This window comes from Streptomyces sp. NPDC028331 (assembly GCF_055565775.1).
Genome location: NZ_JBVHTR010000018.1, coordinates 36,678 through 53,560 on the forward strand (window position 1 = coordinate 36,678; position 16,883 = coordinate 53,560).

Below are 16,883 nucleotides of genomic sequence, written 5' to 3' on the forward strand. Positions count from 1 at the left end.
CTGGCGCTTTACTCGGTTCCCGCTTCGGGGGGCGAACAAGGCAGGATTGTGACCATGCCCAACACCCCCATGGCAGCGAACCCGCTCACCCGGGCCGTGCTCGAGATCGACGAGTACGCCTCCGGCCTCGGCTGGGACCAGCCTGCCCGCCTCTTCGCCCTGGTCGACACCGCGCGCCTGCGCACCGAGGAACCCGCGCTCGCGACCCAGCTCGGCCTGGAGGACGAGCCCGAGGCTGCGGGTCTCACCCCGATCGAGCAGGACGAGATCCCTGCCGACCAGCCGCTGGACGAGTTCCTCGGCACCATCGCCTGGCCCGATGCGGTGGTCGGCTGTGCACTCACGGTGGAACGGCTGATGCTTCCGCCGTCCGCGGAGTCCCAGGTACCGCAGGGGCTGAGCGGGAAGAAGCTGGCCGCCTGGGTCGCCGCGCACCCGGAGCGCCAGGAGGTGCGGATGACGGTGGCGGTGCTGCGGGACGGCGCGCGGGAGTCGGCGCTGCGGCTGCGGGAGAAGGACTCGCCGACGGAGGTGCTGACGGGTCCCGACCTGGTGCCGGGCCTGGCCGAGGCGCTGGCGGCGACGTTCGAGGACTGAGACCGCCAGGCCCGCACGCGGCGGTTCCACGGCGATGGGGCGCCCCCCGGTCTTTCGGGGGGCGCCCCATCGCCGTATGCGCCGTGCGGCGCGGCGCGCGCGCCGTGGGGAGCAGGGGCCGTCGTCGTGTGCGCTCTACGCAGGGCGTGCAGGCCTGGGCGGGCGGGCCCCCTAGCCCTTGGTGGTGCACTTGGGCAGATCGGCGGTCTTGCCCGTGCGGATGTCCTTCAGGGCGTTCAGGGCGTCCCCGATGGTGTTGACCTTGACGAGAGTGAGCCCCTCGGGGGTGTCCTTGGCGGCGGCCGAGCAGTTGTCCTTGGGGGTCAGGAAGTACTGGGCGCCCTTGCTGCGAGCGCCGACGGTCTTCATCTCGACGCCGCCGATCGGCCCGACCTGGCCGTCGTCGTCGATGGTGCCGGTGCCGGCGACGAACTTGCCGCCGGTGAGGCTGCCCGGGGTGAGCTTGTCGTAGATGCCGAGCGCGAACATCAGGCCGGCGCTCGGTCCGCCGACGTCGGCGAGCCTGATGTCGATGGTGAACGGGAACGTGTGATCGGTCCCGGCGGAGATCCCGACGATGGCCCGCTCCTTGCCGGTGTCGTGGGACCTCGTCGTGGTGATCGTCACATTCTGGGTTCCGGTGGCCGTCTTGTGCGCCTTCTCGGCGGCGGCCTGCTCCTTCGCGGGAATGATCGTGAACACGACATTCTCGCCGGGCTTGTGCTTGGTGACCAGCTTCGCGACGTCTTCGGGCGCCTTCACGGCGCTGCCGTCGACGGCCTTGATGACATCGCCCGCATGCAGCCTGCCCTCGGCGGGCGACCCCTTGAGCACGCTGGAGACGATCACCCAGGACTTCACGGGGATGCCCAGCTCCTTCAGCGCGGCCACCTTGGCGCTCTCCTGGGACTGGCTGAACTCCTCGGCGTTCTCCTGGGTGGACTGCTGCTCGGTCTTGCCGTCCGGGTAGAGCGTTTCGTGCGGGACCACCTTGGTGTCGTGCGCCAGCCAGCCGTAGACGGCCTCCACCAGGTTCATGTTGTAGTCGGCGCTGGTGACCCGGACGGTGGTCATGTTCAGGTGCCCGGTCGTGGGATACGTCTTGCGCCCGGAGATCTGCAGCACCGGCTCGCCGTCGTGATCGTCCAGGGTGTTCACCGTCGGCCCCGGGGACATCTCCGAATACGGCACTTTGATGAACACTCCCGCGCACAGGAGCGCGATCAGCATCAGGGTGGAGGCGAGCATCGTCGCGGTGCGGCGTGGCATGGAACGACAGTACGGGACGGTGCTGTCAGCGGACCGTCAGGGCCGTCCGTACGAGCACGGGCGGCCCTGGATCCCGGGCGCGCTCAGCCGCCCGAGTGGGACCTCTCCATGGCCTCGCGGAAACGCGCGTACCCGGCGAGCTCGGAACCGTCGCCCGCGGCCTTGCGGTTCCGACTGGCCCAAGTGCCCCACAGTCCTGCACCGATCGCAGCCATAAGCGGAATCAGCAACCAGGCGAGCGCCGCCATGCCGACCTCCCAACCCCGAACGAGCGACCGCAACTGACTGATCAGCAGATTAATCATCCGCAATGTCAACGCTCACGCGAGGGGTACGGTTACGCAACCGGAGCCCGGGTGAGAGCTTGGTTAACTCCGCGAGAGGTATACGCCCCCCGACGACGGCGCTACGCGCCGACCCGCCCACCCGTCACCCGACCACCACCCCCCAACGACGGCGCTACGCGCCGACCCGCCCACCCGTCACCCGACCACCACCCCCCAACGACGGCGCTACGCGCCGACCCACTCTTCTGTGCCGTCGGAGAACCTCTGGTGCTTCCAGATCGGCACCTCGTGCTTGAGGTCGTCGATGAGCTTGCGACAGGCCTCGAACGCCTCGCCGCGGTGGGGGCACGCCACGGCGACGACGACGGCGAGATCACCGACGCGCAGGTCCCCCACGCGGTGCACCGCCGCGAGCGCCCGCACGGGGTACTCGGCGACGACCTTCTCGGCGACGCGCCGCATCTCGGCCTCGGCGGTGGGATGGCACGAGTAGCCGAGCCTGTCGACGTCCGCCCCGCCGTCGTGGTTCCGCACGGTCCCGACGAACAGCGCGGTCCCCCCGGCGGCGTCGTCCCCGACCGCCCGGAAGACCTCGTCGAGGGAGAGCGGGGTGTCACGAATGGCCAGCAGCTTGATCGGCTCGTCCGCCGCCTGCTCACCGGGGTGATCACTGTTGGGTGCCATGCCCCCATCGTGCCGTACACCCGGCACGAGTAGGAACAGACGGCATGCCCCGGCGCAGCCCGGCCACCCCTCAGCCTCGCCGCCGTGCCTTCCGGGCCCGCCGCACCACCGCCGCCGCACCCAGCAGAGCGACCGTCGCCCCCGCGGCCCCCGCCGCCGTCGCGTCCTTGCGTCCCAGCCGCCGCCCCACCACGGTGTGCCGCCCGGCCACCTCCTCCAGCAGCTCGGCCAGCACCTCCTCGTTCGTCCACTTCGGCCGCCATCCCGCGTCGTACAGCCGGCTGCCGCTCACGACCCAGGGGTACATCGTGTACGCGAGGTCCCCCGCGGGCGACGGCGTCAGCCCGATCCGGTGCAGCCGCGCCGCCGCGCCCAGCGCGACCGCGGACGGCAGCTCCATCCGCCGGATCCCGCTCAGCTCCTCGACCTCCTCCTGCTCCAGCCAGCCCTCGCACCCGACGGCCAGTTCCCCGTCCACCTTCTCCAGGACGGCGTACTCCAGAGCGCTGCACAGATCCTCGACATGGCAGAACTGCCACGCCGGCCTCGACCCCGCCACCACCAACAGTCGAGGCGACTCGAAATACCTGGTCAGCGCCGTATCGGTGCCGCCCACCAGGACAGCCGGGCGCACCACGGTGACGTTGAGCCCCGGGTGCGCCCGCGGCGCCCGCCGCGCGAGCCGCTCGATCTCCAGCAGGTCCCCGACCCCGGTCGCCTCCGCCGTCGCCCGCAGTTCGGCGTCCTCCGACAACGGCAGCTCGTTGTCCGGCAGCGCCCCGTAGACCATCGCGGACGTGCACAGCACCACCCGGTGCACCCCGGCCGCCGCGGCCGCGGTCAGCACGGTCTGCGTCCCGCGCACGTTGTACGCCGTGCGCGCCGCCGGGTCGGTCTCCAGGTCCAGGTCGAGCGCCAGGTGCACCACCACGTCGGCGCCCCGCAGTTTGTCCGCGATCGCCGGGTCCCGCACGTCCAGGACGTGCCACAGCGCCGCCGCGCACTCCCCGCGCCGCTCGTCGATGGCGACGACCTGCCTGATCCCGTCGGACGCGGCGAGCCGCTCGGTGAGGAGCGCACCGACGCCGGACGCGGCGCCGGTGACCGCGACGACGGGCCCGCGGGTGGCAGGGGACTCGCCGGTGCGAAGCTCCGTGTCCGAGGGGCGGTGGTCGGGCGACGGCTGGGCTGATTGGTTTCGCGCTGCGCGAACCTGCGGATCTGGGGAACTCACCGGGCGTCTCCAGCGGTTGTCTTCCGTACGGACGCAAAGCACGCGTGCGTACCAGGTGGCATCCATCCTGCCGCAGGCCAGCAGTCGGCGAAGCACCCAGGCTCGAACGGGGCGAGGTGTCTACGCTGGGTGGTGTTGTCGGGCAGCCAGCCGCCGGAAGGAACCGGTGGCCTTACCAGCCGAGGAATCCCGTGAGTGACACCCCATTCGGATTCGGCCTTCCGCCGGAGGAGCCGGAGAACGGCGACGAGGGCAAGAAGAAGGACCAGGAGAGCGGCGGTGGTCAGGGACCGGCCAACCCGTTCGGTTTCGGGCTGCCCGGAGCCGGGGGCGCCGGCGCCGACAACCCGCTCGCCGCGATGTTCGGTTCCCTGAACCCCACCGACCTGGGCGCCGCCTTCCAGCAACTGGGCCAGATGCTCTCGTACGAGGGCGGCCCGGTGAACTGGGACATGGCCAAGCAGATCGCCCGCCAGACGGTCTCCCAGGGCACCTCGGACGGCACCAAGGACCAGAGCGTGAGCCCCGGCGAGCACTCCGCGGTCCAGGAGGCCGTCCGCCTTGCCGACCTGTGGCTGGACGACGTCACGTCGCTGCCGTCCGGCTCGGGCTCCGCTGTGGCCTGGAGCCGCGCGGAGTGGGTCGAGGCGACCCTTCCGGTGTGGAAGGAACTCGTCGACCCGGTCGCCGAGCGCGTCGGCGCGGCGATGGGCGACGTCCTGCCGGAGGAGATGCAGGCCATGGCGGGCCCGCTGATCGGCATGATGCGCTCCATGGGCGGCGCCATGTTCGGCACGCAGATCGGGCAGGCCGTCGGCGTGCTCGCCGGCGAGGTCGTCGGCTCGACCGACATCGGTCTGCCGCTCGGCCCGGCCGGCAAGGCCGCGCTGCTGCCGCTGAACATCGAGGTGTTCGGCAAGGACCTGGGCGTGCCCAAGGAGGAGGTGCGGCTGTACCTCGCGCTGCGCGAGGCCGCCCACCAGCGCCTGTTCGCGCACGTGCCGTGGCTGCGCTCGCACCTGTTCGGCGCGGTCGAGGGCTACGCCCGCGGCATCAAGGTCGACACGGCGAAGCTGGAGGACGTGGTCGGCCAGTTCGACCCGCAGAACCCGGAGGAGCTGCAGCAGGCGCTCCAGCAGGGCATGTTCCAGCCGGAGGACACGCCGGAGCAGAAGGCGGCCCTGGCCCGTCTGGAGACCGCGCTGGCGCTCGTCGAGGGCTGGGTGGACGCGGTGGTGCACGCGGCCGCGAAGCCGCGCCTGGCCTCCGCTGACGCACTGCGCGAGACGCTGCGCCGCCGTCGCGCCTCCGGCGGTCCGGCCGAGCAGACGTTCGCCACGCTGATCGGCCTGGAGCTGCGCCCGCGCCGGCTGCGGGACGCCTCACGCCTGTGGGCGTCGCTGACGGACGCGCGCGGTGTGGACGGCCGGGACGGCCTGTGGGCCCACCCGGACATGCTGCCGACGGCCTCCGACCTGGACGACCCGGACGGCTTCGTGCACCGCGAGCAGCTCGACTTCTCCGAGCTGGACAAGATGCTCGGGGAGGCGGCGGACGGCTCCGGCCGGAAGCCGGACCTGAAGAAGAAGGACGACGGCGAGGCCGGGGGCGACGACGCCGAGTGAGCCTCCACGACGACGCGGTCCTCGTGCTCAAGTCGTACGAGGACCAGGAAGAGCTGCGCCAGGCGTATCTGGACCACCTGGCGGAGCACCCGGACGGTCTGTGGAAGTCCTGCGGGCACGGACACATCACCGCGAGCGCACTGGTGATCGACCCCGAGCGCGGCCAGGTGCTGCTGACCCTCCACAGGAAGCTCAGGATGTGGCTGCAGATGGGCGGCCACTGCGAGCCGGGGGACGCCACACTGGCGGCGGCGGCCCTGCGGGAGGCCACCGAGGAGTCCGGCATCGCCGGTCTGACGCTGCTGCCGGGCGGGCCGGTGAGACTCGACCGGCACCCGATCCCGGCACCGTGCCACTGGCACTTCGACGTCCAGTACGCCGTGCTGGCGCCACCGGACGCGGAGCACGCGATCAGCGACGAGTCCCTGGACGTGCGCTGGTTCGCCTACGACGAGGTGGCGGACGTGGCGGACGCATCGGTCGTGCGCCTGCTGGAGGCGACGCGCGCGAGGCTGTGACGGTGTGAGGGGTGACCCCAAGGGCGGTCACCCCTCACCCGCGCTCAGCTCCAGACGTTGCCCTGGTTCTGCCCCCGTGCGCCGTGCTGCCCCATGCCGAACTGCGCGGCGAGCCCCTGGCCGATCTGCGCGTTCTGCGGCGGCAGCAGCTCGCTGGGCTGCACCAGCGCGAAGCCGTTGCCCATGAAGCTGAGCTCCCAGCCCTCTCCGGTGCTGCCGCGGCGCCGCCACACCCCCGAGGAGTGCGTCTGGGCCTGCATCTGCACCCTCAGGCCGGTGGACCAGGCGACGATCGCGTCGGCGTCGCAGTTGACGTACTTGTCCGGCGTGACCTGCATCAGCAGCGGCGCGCCCGACGTCATCAGCGCGACCTTGCCGCGGCCGGTGATGTTGAGCTGGTACTTGCCGGACCCGGAGATCCCGTACAGGCTGTCGACGGCGATCACCTCGTGGTGCAGCGAGGAGTCCATCGCCAGGACGTAGCTGCTGTCGACCGTCAGCCCGTCCTGCTCGACGTCCATGATGTGCACGTGCTGGGCGAGGTTGGCGAGGTAGACGGTGCCCTGCCCGTGACAGCGCATCAGGTCCAGGCCCTCGCCGGTGTGGGCACGCGCGCGACGCTGACCGCCGCTCTGGTACTCGGCGTCGAACTCGATGAGCCCCTGGTAGGCGACCATGGTCCCCTTGCGTGCCAGGACGTCGTCATGGCCTTCCAACAGGACGCGCAGCATCTGCGCGTTCTGCAGGCTGTAGCGCTCCTGGGTCTGCTGCTCGTTGTAGGCGAAAAGCGAGCTCTGCATGGTGTGCGGTTCCCCCTCAGCCCCGGATCCGGAGGCGGTCGGTGCTGTCCTCGCTGGGCTGGACGACGACGATGCCCTGCCCGGAGAACGCCATCTGGTAGGCCTCGCCGCTGCCGCGCCCGATGAGCGACTGCGCCTTGAAGCTGCGCTTGCCCTTCACCTTGAGGTTCGGCGACCAGGCGACGAGCGCGTCGGGGTCGACGTACGTCTCGTCCTCGCCTCCACCGCAGTCGACCACGATGGGTGTTCCGCGGGAGGTGAGGGCCACCCAGCCCTGACCGGAGATCTTCGTGTTCCACAGGCCCTGCCCGGCGAATTTCGCGAGCCCCTTGACGCGTTCGACACCCCACTGGAGGTGCGCGTCGAAGGCGAGCAGGTTGGAGGCGTTGACGGAGATCGCGTCCCCGGCCAGGTTGATGACGACGACGTTCGCGCCGTAGTCGGCGAGGTAGAGCAGGCCGTCGCCGGAGCACTTCATCAGGGGCGCGCCCTCACCGGTGATCCAGTCCCGGGCGATCTGGCGCACGGCGGGCGGGTTGGGCTCGTACTGGATGAACCCTTCGTAGGCGACCATCGAGCCCACGCGCGCGAGGAGGTCGTTTCCGGTCTGCATGGCGACCTTCAGCATGTGACTGCCGTGGTTCTCCATGCGGGCGGTGACCGGTGCGGGGGCGAAGCCCGCGAGCGGCTGGTTCATGACGGGCTCCCTCAGACCTCGTACGGCTGGACGACGACGAAATTGCCGGGCGCGGCCCGGAACTGCAGGTTGACGCCCTCCCCGGTGTGCCCCGGGTAGGCGTTGCGGCGCATGCGCACCTGGCTGGAGACGATCACCTGGGCGGCGGCCGACCAGGCGACGACGGCGTTGGAGTCGACGAACGTGGTCGGGGTGACGGGCAGCACCACGGGCACGCCGTGTGTCTTGACGACGATCGTGCCGGTCCCCTGGAACTGCATGGTGAACAGCGCGCCCCCGGGGATGCCGTGCCCCTCGATGCGCCGCACCTCGTACTGGAGGGACTCGTCGAAGGCGAGGACGTTCTCCGCGGAGACACAGATCGCGTCCCCCTGGAGCTCGACCGGGTGCAGATCGGCGGCGTTCTCCGCGAGGAACACCTGGCCCTGGCCCGTGCAGCGCATCAGCTGCATCTCCTGGCCGGTGGCGTTGCCCACGATCCGCCCGGCGAAGCCGGCTCCCTTGTAACCGAAGTCGACCCTGCCCTGGTAGAGCACCATGCTGCCCTGGCGGGCCAGTACGGGCTGGCCGCCGATGCCGAGGTCCACGCGGACGAGCTTCTTGTTCTGCTGCGTCCACCGCTGCCCGGTGGGGGTCTCCTTGAAGGCCTGCAACGCGGCGGCCACACCGGCGCCGGCCTGCGGCGCGCCCTGGGGAACGCCGGATGCGGAGGGGACGCCGGGCGGGCCCGGGTACTGGCCGGGAACCTGACCGTGCGGCGGCTGCGCGCCGTAGCCGGGGGGCGTGGTCAAGGCCGGCTGCTGACCGTATCCGGGCGGGGGGCCGGGGGGAGCGGGCGGCTGGGCGTACGGCGCGGGGCCGGGCGGCGGCACGGCTCCGGCGGGGGGTGTGTTCAGGGGCGCGACGATGGTGGGCGCGGCGTGCAAGGAGGGGGCGGGCGCCGGGGCGCGGGGGGTGGCTCCTTGGGGCGGCGCGAAGCCCTGGGGGGCGGGCTGCGGCTGTTGCGGCATCGGCGCGGGAGCGGGCGCCGGGGGTGCGGGCGCCGGGGCGGGTGCGCTCGGGGCGGCGAACGCGGGCGGCGGCGAGGCCTGGGCGGGCGGCGCGAACCCAGGGACGGCACCGGGCTGCGGCTGCTCCGGCGCGGGCGCCTGCTCCTCCTCGAGGACCTCCCCGCCGAAGTTCTTCAGCAGCGCCTCGAGACCGCCGTCGAAACCCTGTCCGACCGCGGCGAACCGCCAGACGTCCTTGAGGTAGAAGTCGCCCAGCATGACGGCGCGTTCGGTGGTGAACTCCGAGCCGCTGAAGGGGTAGCGGGCCACTTCCTCGCCGCCCGCGACGATACGCAAGTATCCGGGGCCGATCTGCGACATCTGTCCGGCGCCGTCGATCGTCGCCGTGAAGGACAGCTTGTGGATGTGCGGCGGGATCCTGTCCAGCGTGACCCGGAAGGACTCCGTGTCCCCCGCCTGCGGGCCGAGGAGCTGAACGGCCTCCTCGGGTGTCTTCGGCTGGTTGAAGAAGACGAAGTACCGGTCGTCCGAGAGCCGTTCACCGGCGTCCAGACCGAAGCAGCTGATGTCGAAGGTCAGTCCGGGAGCGGAGATCTGCACCCCTACGTACAGGTCCGTGCCCGCCGTGAGGTCACTGATCCTGGCCTTGTGGCCGCGTTGGAATTCCCTGGCCATGCGTAACGACCGTCCCCCATCCCGAATGTGAGTGCGTCGCGCCAGGCTAACGGCAAACACGCGCAGCGGCGGGAGCCGGTACAGACCCGGTACACAACCGCATCGTCGCACGGACCCGGGGGCTTTTCCGTGCTCTCGGGGCTGTGCACAGGGGTGTGGAGATGGTCCGTACGACCGCTGCGGACGGGCCGCCGCGGACGGTGCGGGGACGCGTCTACTCCTCGTCCTGCGCCGGCCGGTACGGCAGCCGGCCGGCCGCGACCACCCCTTCCAGATAGCCGCGGGCGCGCTCGGTGCGCGGATACGCCTCCAGCAACCGCCAGAAGCGCGGCCCGTGTCCCGGCACGAGCAGATGCGCGAGCTCGTGCAGGAGGACGTAGTCGATGACGTACTCGGGCATGCCCTGCAGCCGGTGCGACAGCCGGATGCTGCCCTCGGCCGGGGTGCACGAGCCCCAGCGCGTGTTCTGGTTGGTCACCCAGCGGACCGAGGCGGGCCGCGCCCGGCCGTCCAGGTACTGGAGCGACAGCCGCTCGGCACGCTCGGCCAGACCGGTGTCGCCGATCACCCGCCGGCTCTCCTGGGCGGCCAGCTTGTCGAGCATGACGGTCACCCAGCGCTGCTCCTCCGCCGCGGACATCCGGGCGGGGATGAGCACGACGGTGCGATCACCCTCGCGGTACGCGGACACCGTCCTGCGGCGTCGCGCGCTTCTGCGAACCTCGATCGCGCTCGTCCCCGAGCCGCTCGGCGGCTGGCTCGTCGTGCTGCGCTGTGGCTTTCCGGCACGGTGCGGTGGGTCGGCGGGCACGCCCCGACGTTACCCGCTGCACACGCGGGAAGTCCCGCCTCCAGCAGGGTTCCGTACTCATCCCCACCCCGGGCACCTGATTCATATGACGAACACCTCCGCCTGTGGACAACCCTCGGCACGGCTCGGCCGGGTCCGGGCATGCTGGCATGCGTCGGCGGACCACCACATCCGCCGCCACATCGTGACGTACTGAAGCATTACGGACTACGGGGGCCGGTCATGCATCCGATGGTGAAGCCCGCGCTGCGGCGCGGCTGGCGCGATCTGAACACCGTGCAGTTCGGGATGGCACCCGCGCACGCGATGGTGCTGGGCCCGGTGGACACTGCCACGGGCAGTTTCCTCACCCTGCTCGACGGCACCCGCGGGCTGCCGCTGTTGCGCGAGGAGGCCCGTCGCATGGGCCTGCCGGACGGCCATGTCGACGCGCTGGTGGGCAACCTGTCGGGTGCGGGCCTGCTCGACGACGCCACCGGCGGTGGCCCGCAGGCCGACGCCCTCCGCGCCAAGGCCACCGTCCTCGACCGCCTCCGCGCCGATCTGGCGTCCCTGTCCCTGGTTCAGCCCTCACCCGGTGAGGCAGCCCGGCGTCTGGCCGCCCGCCGCTCCCTCCGCGTCCAGGTCCGCGGCGCGGGGCGGGTGGGCGTCGTCCTCGCCTCGCTCCTCGCGGGCGCCGGCGTCGGCGAGGTCGACGTCCGCGACACGGGCTGCGTCGAGCCGTGGGACGTGGCCCCGGGTGGCCTGCCTGCGGACGCGATCGGCGAGCGCAGGCAGGAGGCGGCCCGCCGCGCGGTCCGCGCGGCCGCCCCGGACCGGCTCCCGCGCCGGGAGCGCGCCTCGCGCCGTTCCCTCGACGACGCCCCGGACTCCGGCTTCTCCCTGGTGATCCTCGCCCCGCGTGACGGCGTCGACGTGCACGCCCCCGACCCGTTCACCGCGGAACCGCTGATCGCCTCGGGCACGCCCCATTTGTACGCCGGTGTCGCGGAAGGCACGGGAATCGTCGGCCCGTTCGTCCTGCCGGGCGAGACAAGCTGTGCCGGCTGCCTCGACCGGGGGCGCGCCGACCGGGACGAGACCTGGCCCCGTCTGGTCGCCCAGTGGCGTTCGGGACGCCCGCGCCAGGTCCAGGCGTGCGACCTGGCACTGGCGACCGCCGTCGCGGGGGTCGCCGCCGGGCACGCGCTCGCCTTCCTGGACGGTTTCCAGCCCGCCAGCGCGGGCGCGCGCTGGGAGGCATCCGTGCCCCGGCTCGACTGGCACGCGCGGCCGGTATGGGCGCATTCCGCATGCGGGTGCGGCGCGGCGGAGAAAGGTAAGGAGGGACACACCTCAAAGGACGAGGAGCCGCGCGAGACAATGGCGGAGCACCGGCCGTCGAGGAACCTCTCCCGCAAGGCACACGCGGCACGGCTGTCTGGGACTTGGAGGGCGCATGTCTGATCTTCCCCGGAAGGCGGTCACCCGGACCGCCAAGCTCGCCGCGCTCCCGCTCGGCTTCGCCGGGCGGGCGACCTGGGGACTCGGCAAGAGAATCGTCGGCGAGTCCGCGGAGATGGTCGGCCGCGAACTCCAACAGCGCACCGCCGAGCAACTCTTCAAGGTGCTCGGCGAGCTCAAGGGCGGCGCGATGAAGTTCGGGCAGGCGCTGTCCGTCTTCGAGTCGGCGCTCCCCGAGGAGGTCGCCGGCCCCTACCGCGCCGCCCTGACCAAGCTTCAGGAGGCGGCCCCGCCGATGCCGACCCGCACCGTGCACGGGGTCCTCAAGGAGCGCCTCGGCGAGGACTGGCACGACCTGTTCCTGGAATTCGAGGACAAGCCGTCGGCGGCGGCCTCGATCGGGCAGGTGCACCGCGGGGTGTGGCACGACGGCCGTGAGGTCGCGGTCAAGGTCCAGTACCCGGGCGCGGGCGACGCACTGCTCTCCGACCTGAACCAACTCAGCCGTTTCGCCCGTCTGCTGGGCCCCCTGATCCCGGGCATGGACATCAAGCCCCTGATCGCGGAGTTGCGCGACCGGGTGTCGGAGGAGTTGGACTACGGGCTGGAGGCGCAGGCGCAGCGGGCCCACGCGGAGGAGTTCGCAGGCGACCCCGACGTCATGGTGCCGGCCGTGGTGCACCAGTGCGAGCAGGTCCTGGTGACCGAGTGGATCGACGGCATACCGCTCTCGGAGGTGATCGCGGATGGCACCCAGGAGCAGCGGGACCGCGCCGGACAGCTGCTGGCCCGCTTCCTGTTCTCCGGTCCGGCCCGCACGGGCCTGCTGCACGCCGACCCGCATCCGGGCAACTTCCGTCTTCTGCCCGGCCCCGGCGGCGGCGACGGGAAGGACGGCTGGCGCCTCGGCGTCCTGGACTTCGGCACGGTCGACCGTCTGCCGGGCGGCCTGCCCACCCCGATCGGACACTCCCTGCGCATGACCCTGGAGGGCGACGCCCAGTCGGTCTACGAACTGCTCTGCGCGGAGGGCTTCGTCAAGGAGTCCATCGCGCTCGATCCCGACGCGGTCCTCGACTATCTCCTCCCGATCATCGAACCGGCCCGGGCGGACGATTTCACGTTCACCCGTGGCTGGATGCGCAGCCAGGCGGCCCGTATCGCCGACCCTCGCTCCCCCGCCCACCAGCTGGGCAAGCAGCTCAACCTGCCCCCGGCCTACCTCCTCATCCACCGCGTGACCCTGAGCACGATCGGCGTGCTGTGCCAACTGGGGGCGACGGTACGTCTCCGTGACGAACTGGAGGAATGGCTGCCGGGCTTCCTGCCGGAGGAAGCGCCGGAGGAGGAGGCGGCGGCGGAGGCCTGACCGGGCCGGGCTTCCCGCGGGTGTCCGTGGTGACCGGTTGGTGACCGGTTCCGCCCGAAGCCCGGAACGCGCCGCGGGGGCCGGCCCGTTCGGACCGACCCCCGCTGGGTTCTCCTGATGCCGACGGCGGTCGGCTACTGCATCACGGCCATGGCGAGCGCACGGCGGGCGCGCATCGAGGCACGCTCGGCCCGGCGCTGCATCCGGCGGGCCACCGCCAGGCGCGCGGCCTGACGTTCCCGCTCCGCCTCGTGCAGCCGCTCGCGCATATGCGCGCGAGCCATGGCTTCTGGGATGAGTTGCATCTCTCGGGTCCTGTTCTGACGCGAGTCGTTCGCGCCGGTGGTGGTGACGTCTCGGATCGCGGAGCCCGTGGGCTCACTCGTGGACGGCTTCATCGGGGCCTGCTTCTGGGGGTCGTGCGTGAGGGGGCGGTCGATCGTTCCTGCGGTGTTCATGCCGTGACCGGGTTCTTGCGCGGGCGGCCACGCGGCCGCTTCCGGGCGACGACGACACCCTGGACGAAGAGCTCGCCACCCCAGACGCCCCAAGGCTCACGCCGCTCCTTGGCGCCGGCGAGGCAGGCCTCGATCAGCGGGCAGGTGCGGCAGAGGGACTTGGCGTACTCGACGTCGGCCGGCGACTCGGCGAAGAACACCTCCGGGTCGTACGAGCGGCACGGGACGGGCACGCCGAGGTTCTCGATGGCGTCGTCGAGCGCGGTCAGCGCGGTGAGCGGGGTCAAGGTGGAGTCCTCCGTGAGGCCGGGCGGGGGGATCGTTTCTGAAGGCGGTACGGACGGGGCGTGCGCTTCGAGTTGCACGGTTCGTCTTCCTCGTCTGGTCGTTCCGGTCCGGTCGGACCGGGTGGCGGCTTGGTACCGGGTTCTTTCTTTCCCGAGGCCCCTTCGCTCTGCCGTCCCCGTTCGGGGAAAACAGAAGGGCCGCGGATCCCGGGTGGGGTTCCGCGGCCCTGAAGGCGCCGGCCTGATCGGCTATCAGGCTGGATCACTCCAGGGTTCTGGCCCACGGAAGGCCCACATCAGGTGGTGCTGCGTCGTCTGCTTCCGGAATCCGGCACCGGCCGCCGCAAAGGCATAGGCCTGGGCCTGTGCCACTACTGCTTCCAGTGCCTTGGTCGGTCGCTCATTGCGCTCGCGGATGGGAAGACCCGCGAGAGACAGGGAGGACGCCGGACGCACGGCACGAATGCCGGACAGACCGGTGCCCAGGTCGGAGGCGCCGAGCATGCACGTGGAGACGACCGAGCGATCGTTCAGTTTGGCGGTGCGGGTGGAGCGGGTGCTGATGCTGATCACTTCAATCGCCTCCTCTCGGCGTCTCGGGGGACTGGGGTGAGCCAGTCCGACGGATATGCAAGTACAACACGGAATCAGGGCCTCCGAGAAGGCCACTGTCCCCGTGGCTAAGAACCTATGGGGATTGCCGGGGCATGCGCAAACTATTTTTTCGACGAGTTGGCATCAGCCACCGTTGTCCTGTTCCCCGATCTCGCGACCTGCGCAGATGGCCAGAACATCGGCGCCGTAGCGGCCGAGCTTGCGCGCTCCGACCCCCGGGACGCGGGCCAGTTCACGCTCATCGGACGGCACCGTCTCAGCGATCGCGATCAGCGTCCTGTCGGTGAAGACGCAGAACGCGGGCTGCCCGCTGCGCTGCGCCTGCACGGCCCGCCACTCACGCAGCCGTTCGTACAGACCCTCGTCCATGTCGGAGGGGCAGTCGTCACAGCGCATCAGCTTCATCTCCCCCGCGTCGGACAGCGTGCGCCCGCAGACCCGGCAGCGGGCCGGGGTTCTGCTGGTACGGCGCGGGGTGGGCGCGGTCGCAGGCGCGCTGAAGGCGCTGACGCCCCGTTCGATTCCTCCGGTCCCCCCGGTGGCGGCACGGCCGGTGGCGGCGGAGGAGCCGGGACGCAGTCCGTCCAGAAAGCGACTCGGCCGTCGATTGGGGCGGCCGCCCGGCGAGCGGGACAGGGACCAGGAGACATGCAGTCGCTGTCTGGCGCGGGTGACGCCGACGTAAAGGAGACGGCGCTCCTCCTCGATCTGCTCGTCGGTCCGGGCATAGGTGATGGGCATCATCCCCTCGGCGACCCCGACGAGGAAGACGGCGTCCCACTCCAGGCCCTTGGCGGAGTGCAGGGAGGCGAGTGTGACGCCCTGCACGGTCGGGGCGTGCTGGGCGTTCGCCCGCTCGTCGAGCTCCGCCACGAGGTCGGCGAGGGTGGCGTCGGGTTTGGCGGCGGCGAAGTCCTGGCTCAGGTTCACGAGCGCGGCCAGCGACTCCCACCGCTCCCTGACGGCTCCGGAGCCCGCGGGCGGCACGGGCGTCCACCCTTCGCCCGCAAGGACGGCACGCACCTGCGAGGGCAGGTCGACGGCGTCGTCGAGGAGGGAGTCGTTCGCGCCGAAGCGGGCGGCGCCGCGCAGGGCGATGCCTGCCTTGCGCACCTCGGGACGGTCGAAGAACCGTTCGGCGCCACGGAGCTGATAGGGCACGCCGACGTCCGCGAGGGCCTGTTCGTAGATCTCTGACTGGGAGTTGGTGCGGAACAGGATGGCGATCTCGGACGCGGGCACACCGTCGGCGAGCAGGTCGCGGATGCGGCGAGCGGCGCCCTCGGCCTCGGCGGGCTCGTCGGCGTACTCGGTGAAGACGGGTTCGGGGCCGGGGTCGCGCTGCGAGACCAGTTCGAGGCGGTGTTCGGCGGCGCGGCCCCGGGCCTGGGCGAGCAGACCGTTGGCGAGGTGGACCACCTGCGGGGTCGACCGGTAGTCCCGGACCAGCTTGACCACCGTGGCTCCCGGGTGGCGGACGCGGAAGTCGAGCAGGTGGTCGGGGGTGGCGCCGGTGAAGGAGTAGATGGTCTGGCTGGCGTCGCCGACCACGCACAGGTTGTCCCGGTCGCCGAGCCACAGCTCCAGCAGGCGCTGCTGCAGGGGGCTGACGTCCTGGTACTCGTCGACGACGAAGTGCTGGTACTGGGCACGGACCTCCTCCGCGATGTCGTGCCGGTCCTGGAGGATGCCGACGGTCAGCAGGAGGACGTCCTCGAAGTCGATCACGCCGCGCTCCCGCTTGAGGTCCTCATAGGCGGCGTAGAGCTGGGCGATCTCGGCGGGGTCGCGGGGCGCTTCGCGGCCCGTCTTGGCGGCCGCGGCGGCGTAGTCGGCGGGGACGGTCTGGGTGACCTTGGACCATTCGATTTCGGCGGTGACGTCCCGCAACTCGTTGCGGTCGAGGCGGATGCGGCAGGCGGCGGCCGCGTCGGCGACGATCTGGACCTTGCGGTCGACGATCTTCGGGAGGCTGCCGCCGATCGCTTTCGGCCAGAAGTACTGGAGCTGGCGCAGGGCGGCGGAGTGGAAGGTGCGGGCCTGGACGCCGGTGGCGCCGAGCTGGCGGAGGCGCCCGCGCATCTCGCCCGCGGCACGGTTGGTGAACGTGACGGCGAGCACGCTGGAGGGCTGCAGGATGCCGGCCAGGACTCCGTAGGCGATGCGGTGGGTGATGGCCCGCGTCTTGCCGGTGCCGGCACCGGCCAGCACGCACACCGGGCCGTGCAGGGCGGTCGCCACCTCGCGCTGCTCGGGGTCGAGCCCTTCGAGCACGGCGTCGGCCCCGCTCGGCGGAGCCGAGTACGGGGAACCGCCGGGATCCCGGGAGAAGAGGGTGGAATGCCTTGCTGCTGTCACCCCGCCATGCTGCCAGGTCGCCGGAGCCGGGTGCGGCGGTTGTCCACAGGGGGACGGTTGCGGTCGTACTAATGCGGCGGGCGTCACGTCGGTGCGGGGGCGGGGAATGGTGGAACCTTCACGAACGTTGCCGTCTCAGCGACCAC

At 71.5% G+C, this 16,883-nt stretch carries 16 protein-coding genes; 5 read left to right on the forward strand and 11 right to left on the reverse strand.

Features of this window, described 5'->3' with window-relative positions; genetic code table 11:
- Positions 1 to 54: 54 nt before the first annotated feature.
- The gene (locus tag ACZ4SW_RS25015) at positions 55 to 597 is read left to right on the forward strand and encodes a PPA1309 family protein (protein ID WP_468249864.1); all 543 of its coding nucleotides are present in this window, start codon (positions 55 to 57) and stop codon (positions 595 to 597) included.
- A 171-nt stretch (positions 598 to 768) separates the two neighbouring features.
- Here the strand turns inward: ACZ4SW_RS25015 and ACZ4SW_RS25020 are convergent, their stop codons facing one another.
- From ACZ4SW_RS25020 to ACZ4SW_RS25030, 3 genes are all read right to left on the reverse strand, one after another.
- Positions 769 to 1,866 carry a YlbL family protein gene (locus ACZ4SW_RS25020; RefSeq protein WP_468249868.1) on the reverse strand — a complete coding sequence of 366 codons (1,098 nt, stop codon included), beginning with the start codon at positions 1,864 to 1,866 and terminating at the stop codon, positions 769 to 771.
- A 512-nt stretch (positions 1,867 to 2,378) separates the two neighbouring features.
- Positions 2,379 to 2,837 carry a molybdenum cofactor biosynthesis protein MoaE gene (locus ACZ4SW_RS25025; RefSeq protein ID WP_468249872.1) on the reverse strand — a complete coding sequence of 153 codons (459 nt, stop codon included), beginning with the start codon at positions 2,835 to 2,837 and terminating at the stop codon, positions 2,379 to 2,381.
- 70 nt (positions 2,838 to 2,907) lie between these two features.
- Entirely contained in the window at positions 2,908 to 4,071 is a 1,164-nt protein-coding gene (locus ACZ4SW_RS25030; protein WP_468249875.1) for an SDR family oxidoreductase, read from the reverse strand.
- A gap of 191 nt (positions 4,072 to 4,262) precedes the next feature.
- Here ACZ4SW_RS25030 and ACZ4SW_RS25035 point away from each other — a divergent pair, with 191 nt between their 5' ends.
- Together ACZ4SW_RS25035 and ACZ4SW_RS25040 are read left to right on the forward strand one after the other, a co-directional pair.
- On the forward strand, positions 4,263 to 5,696 hold the full coding sequence (locus ACZ4SW_RS25035; RefSeq protein ID WP_468249879.1) for a zinc-dependent metalloprotease: 1,434 nt from the start codon (positions 4,263 to 4,265) through the stop codon (positions 5,694 to 5,696).
- Positions 5,693 to 6,214, forward strand: a complete 522-nt coding sequence (locus tag ACZ4SW_RS25040; RefSeq protein WP_468249882.1) for an NUDIX hydrolase — start codon at positions 5,693 to 5,695, stop codon at positions 6,212 to 6,214. The genes ACZ4SW_RS25035 and ACZ4SW_RS25040 overlap by 4 nt, the downstream gene beginning before the upstream one ends.
- A 44-nt stretch (positions 6,215 to 6,258) precedes the next feature.
- Here ACZ4SW_RS25040 and ACZ4SW_RS25045 read toward each other — a convergent pair whose 3' ends face one another.
- From ACZ4SW_RS25045 to ACZ4SW_RS25060, 4 genes are all read right to left on the reverse strand, one after another.
- Positions 6,259 to 7,014 (reverse strand): AIM24 family protein, encoded by a 756-nt coding sequence (locus ACZ4SW_RS25045; RefSeq protein WP_468249884.1) that lies wholly within the window; start codon positions 7,012 to 7,014, stop codon positions 6,259 to 6,261.
- A 16-nt stretch (positions 7,015 to 7,030) separates the two neighbouring features.
- On the reverse strand, positions 7,031 to 7,711 hold the full coding sequence (locus ACZ4SW_RS25050) for an AIM24 family protein (RefSeq protein ID WP_468249887.1): 681 nt from the start codon (positions 7,709 to 7,711) through the stop codon (positions 7,031 to 7,033).
- An 11-nt stretch (positions 7,712 to 7,722) separates the two neighbouring features.
- Complete coding sequence (locus tag ACZ4SW_RS25055) at positions 7,723 to 9,396, reverse strand: TerD family protein (RefSeq protein WP_468249891.1); 1,674 nt, start codon at positions 9,394 to 9,396, stop codon at positions 7,723 to 7,725.
- A 214-nt stretch (positions 9,397 to 9,610) separates the two neighbouring features.
- Positions 9,611 to 10,207: a M48 metallopeptidase family protein gene (locus ACZ4SW_RS25060; RefSeq protein WP_468249895.1), complete on the reverse strand. Its 597-nt coding sequence runs from the start codon at positions 10,205 to 10,207 to the stop codon at positions 9,611 to 9,613.
- Between the two features lie 222 nt (positions 10,208 to 10,429).
- On the opposite strand from ACZ4SW_RS25060, the gene ACZ4SW_RS25065 reads away from it, so the two are divergent.
- Both ACZ4SW_RS25065 and ACZ4SW_RS25070 read left to right on the forward strand, forming a co-directional pair.
- Entirely contained in the window at positions 10,430 to 11,653 is a 1,224-nt protein-coding gene (locus ACZ4SW_RS25065) for a ThiF family adenylyltransferase (protein ID WP_468249898.1), read from the forward strand.
- Positions 11,646 to 13,019, forward strand: coding sequence for an ABC1 kinase family protein (locus ACZ4SW_RS25070; protein ID WP_468249901.1), 1,374 nt, complete (start codon positions 11,646 to 11,648; stop codon positions 13,017 to 13,019). The genes ACZ4SW_RS25065 and ACZ4SW_RS25070 overlap by 8 nt, the downstream gene beginning before the upstream one ends.
- A gap of 134 nt (positions 13,020 to 13,153) precedes the next feature.
- Here the strand turns inward: ACZ4SW_RS25070 and ACZ4SW_RS25075 are convergent, their stop codons facing one another.
- The 4 genes from ACZ4SW_RS25075 to ACZ4SW_RS25090 form a co-directional block, all read right to left on the reverse strand.
- The gene (locus tag ACZ4SW_RS25075) at positions 13,154 to 13,477 is read right to left on the reverse strand and encodes a hypothetical protein (protein ID WP_468249904.1); all 324 of its coding nucleotides are present in this window, start codon (positions 13,475 to 13,477) and stop codon (positions 13,154 to 13,156) included.
- The gene (locus tag ACZ4SW_RS25080; protein WP_019072119.1) at positions 13,474 to 13,842 is read right to left on the reverse strand and encodes a WhiB family transcriptional regulator; all 369 of its coding nucleotides are present in this window, start codon (positions 13,840 to 13,842) and stop codon (positions 13,474 to 13,476) included. The genes ACZ4SW_RS25075 and ACZ4SW_RS25080 overlap by 4 nt, the downstream gene beginning before the upstream one ends.
- A gap of 174 nt (positions 13,843 to 14,016) precedes the next feature.
- A complete protein-coding gene (locus tag ACZ4SW_RS25085) occupies positions 14,017 to 14,337 on the reverse strand; it encodes a hypothetical protein (RefSeq protein WP_468249908.1) in 321 nt (106 codons plus the stop codon).
- 165 nt (positions 14,338 to 14,502) lie between these two features.
- Positions 14,503 to 16,824, reverse strand: a complete 2,322-nt coding sequence (locus tag ACZ4SW_RS25090; RefSeq protein ID WP_468249911.1) for an ATP-dependent DNA helicase UvrD2 — start codon at positions 16,822 to 16,824, stop codon at positions 14,503 to 14,505.
- Positions 16,825 to 16,883: the final 59 nt, after the last annotated feature.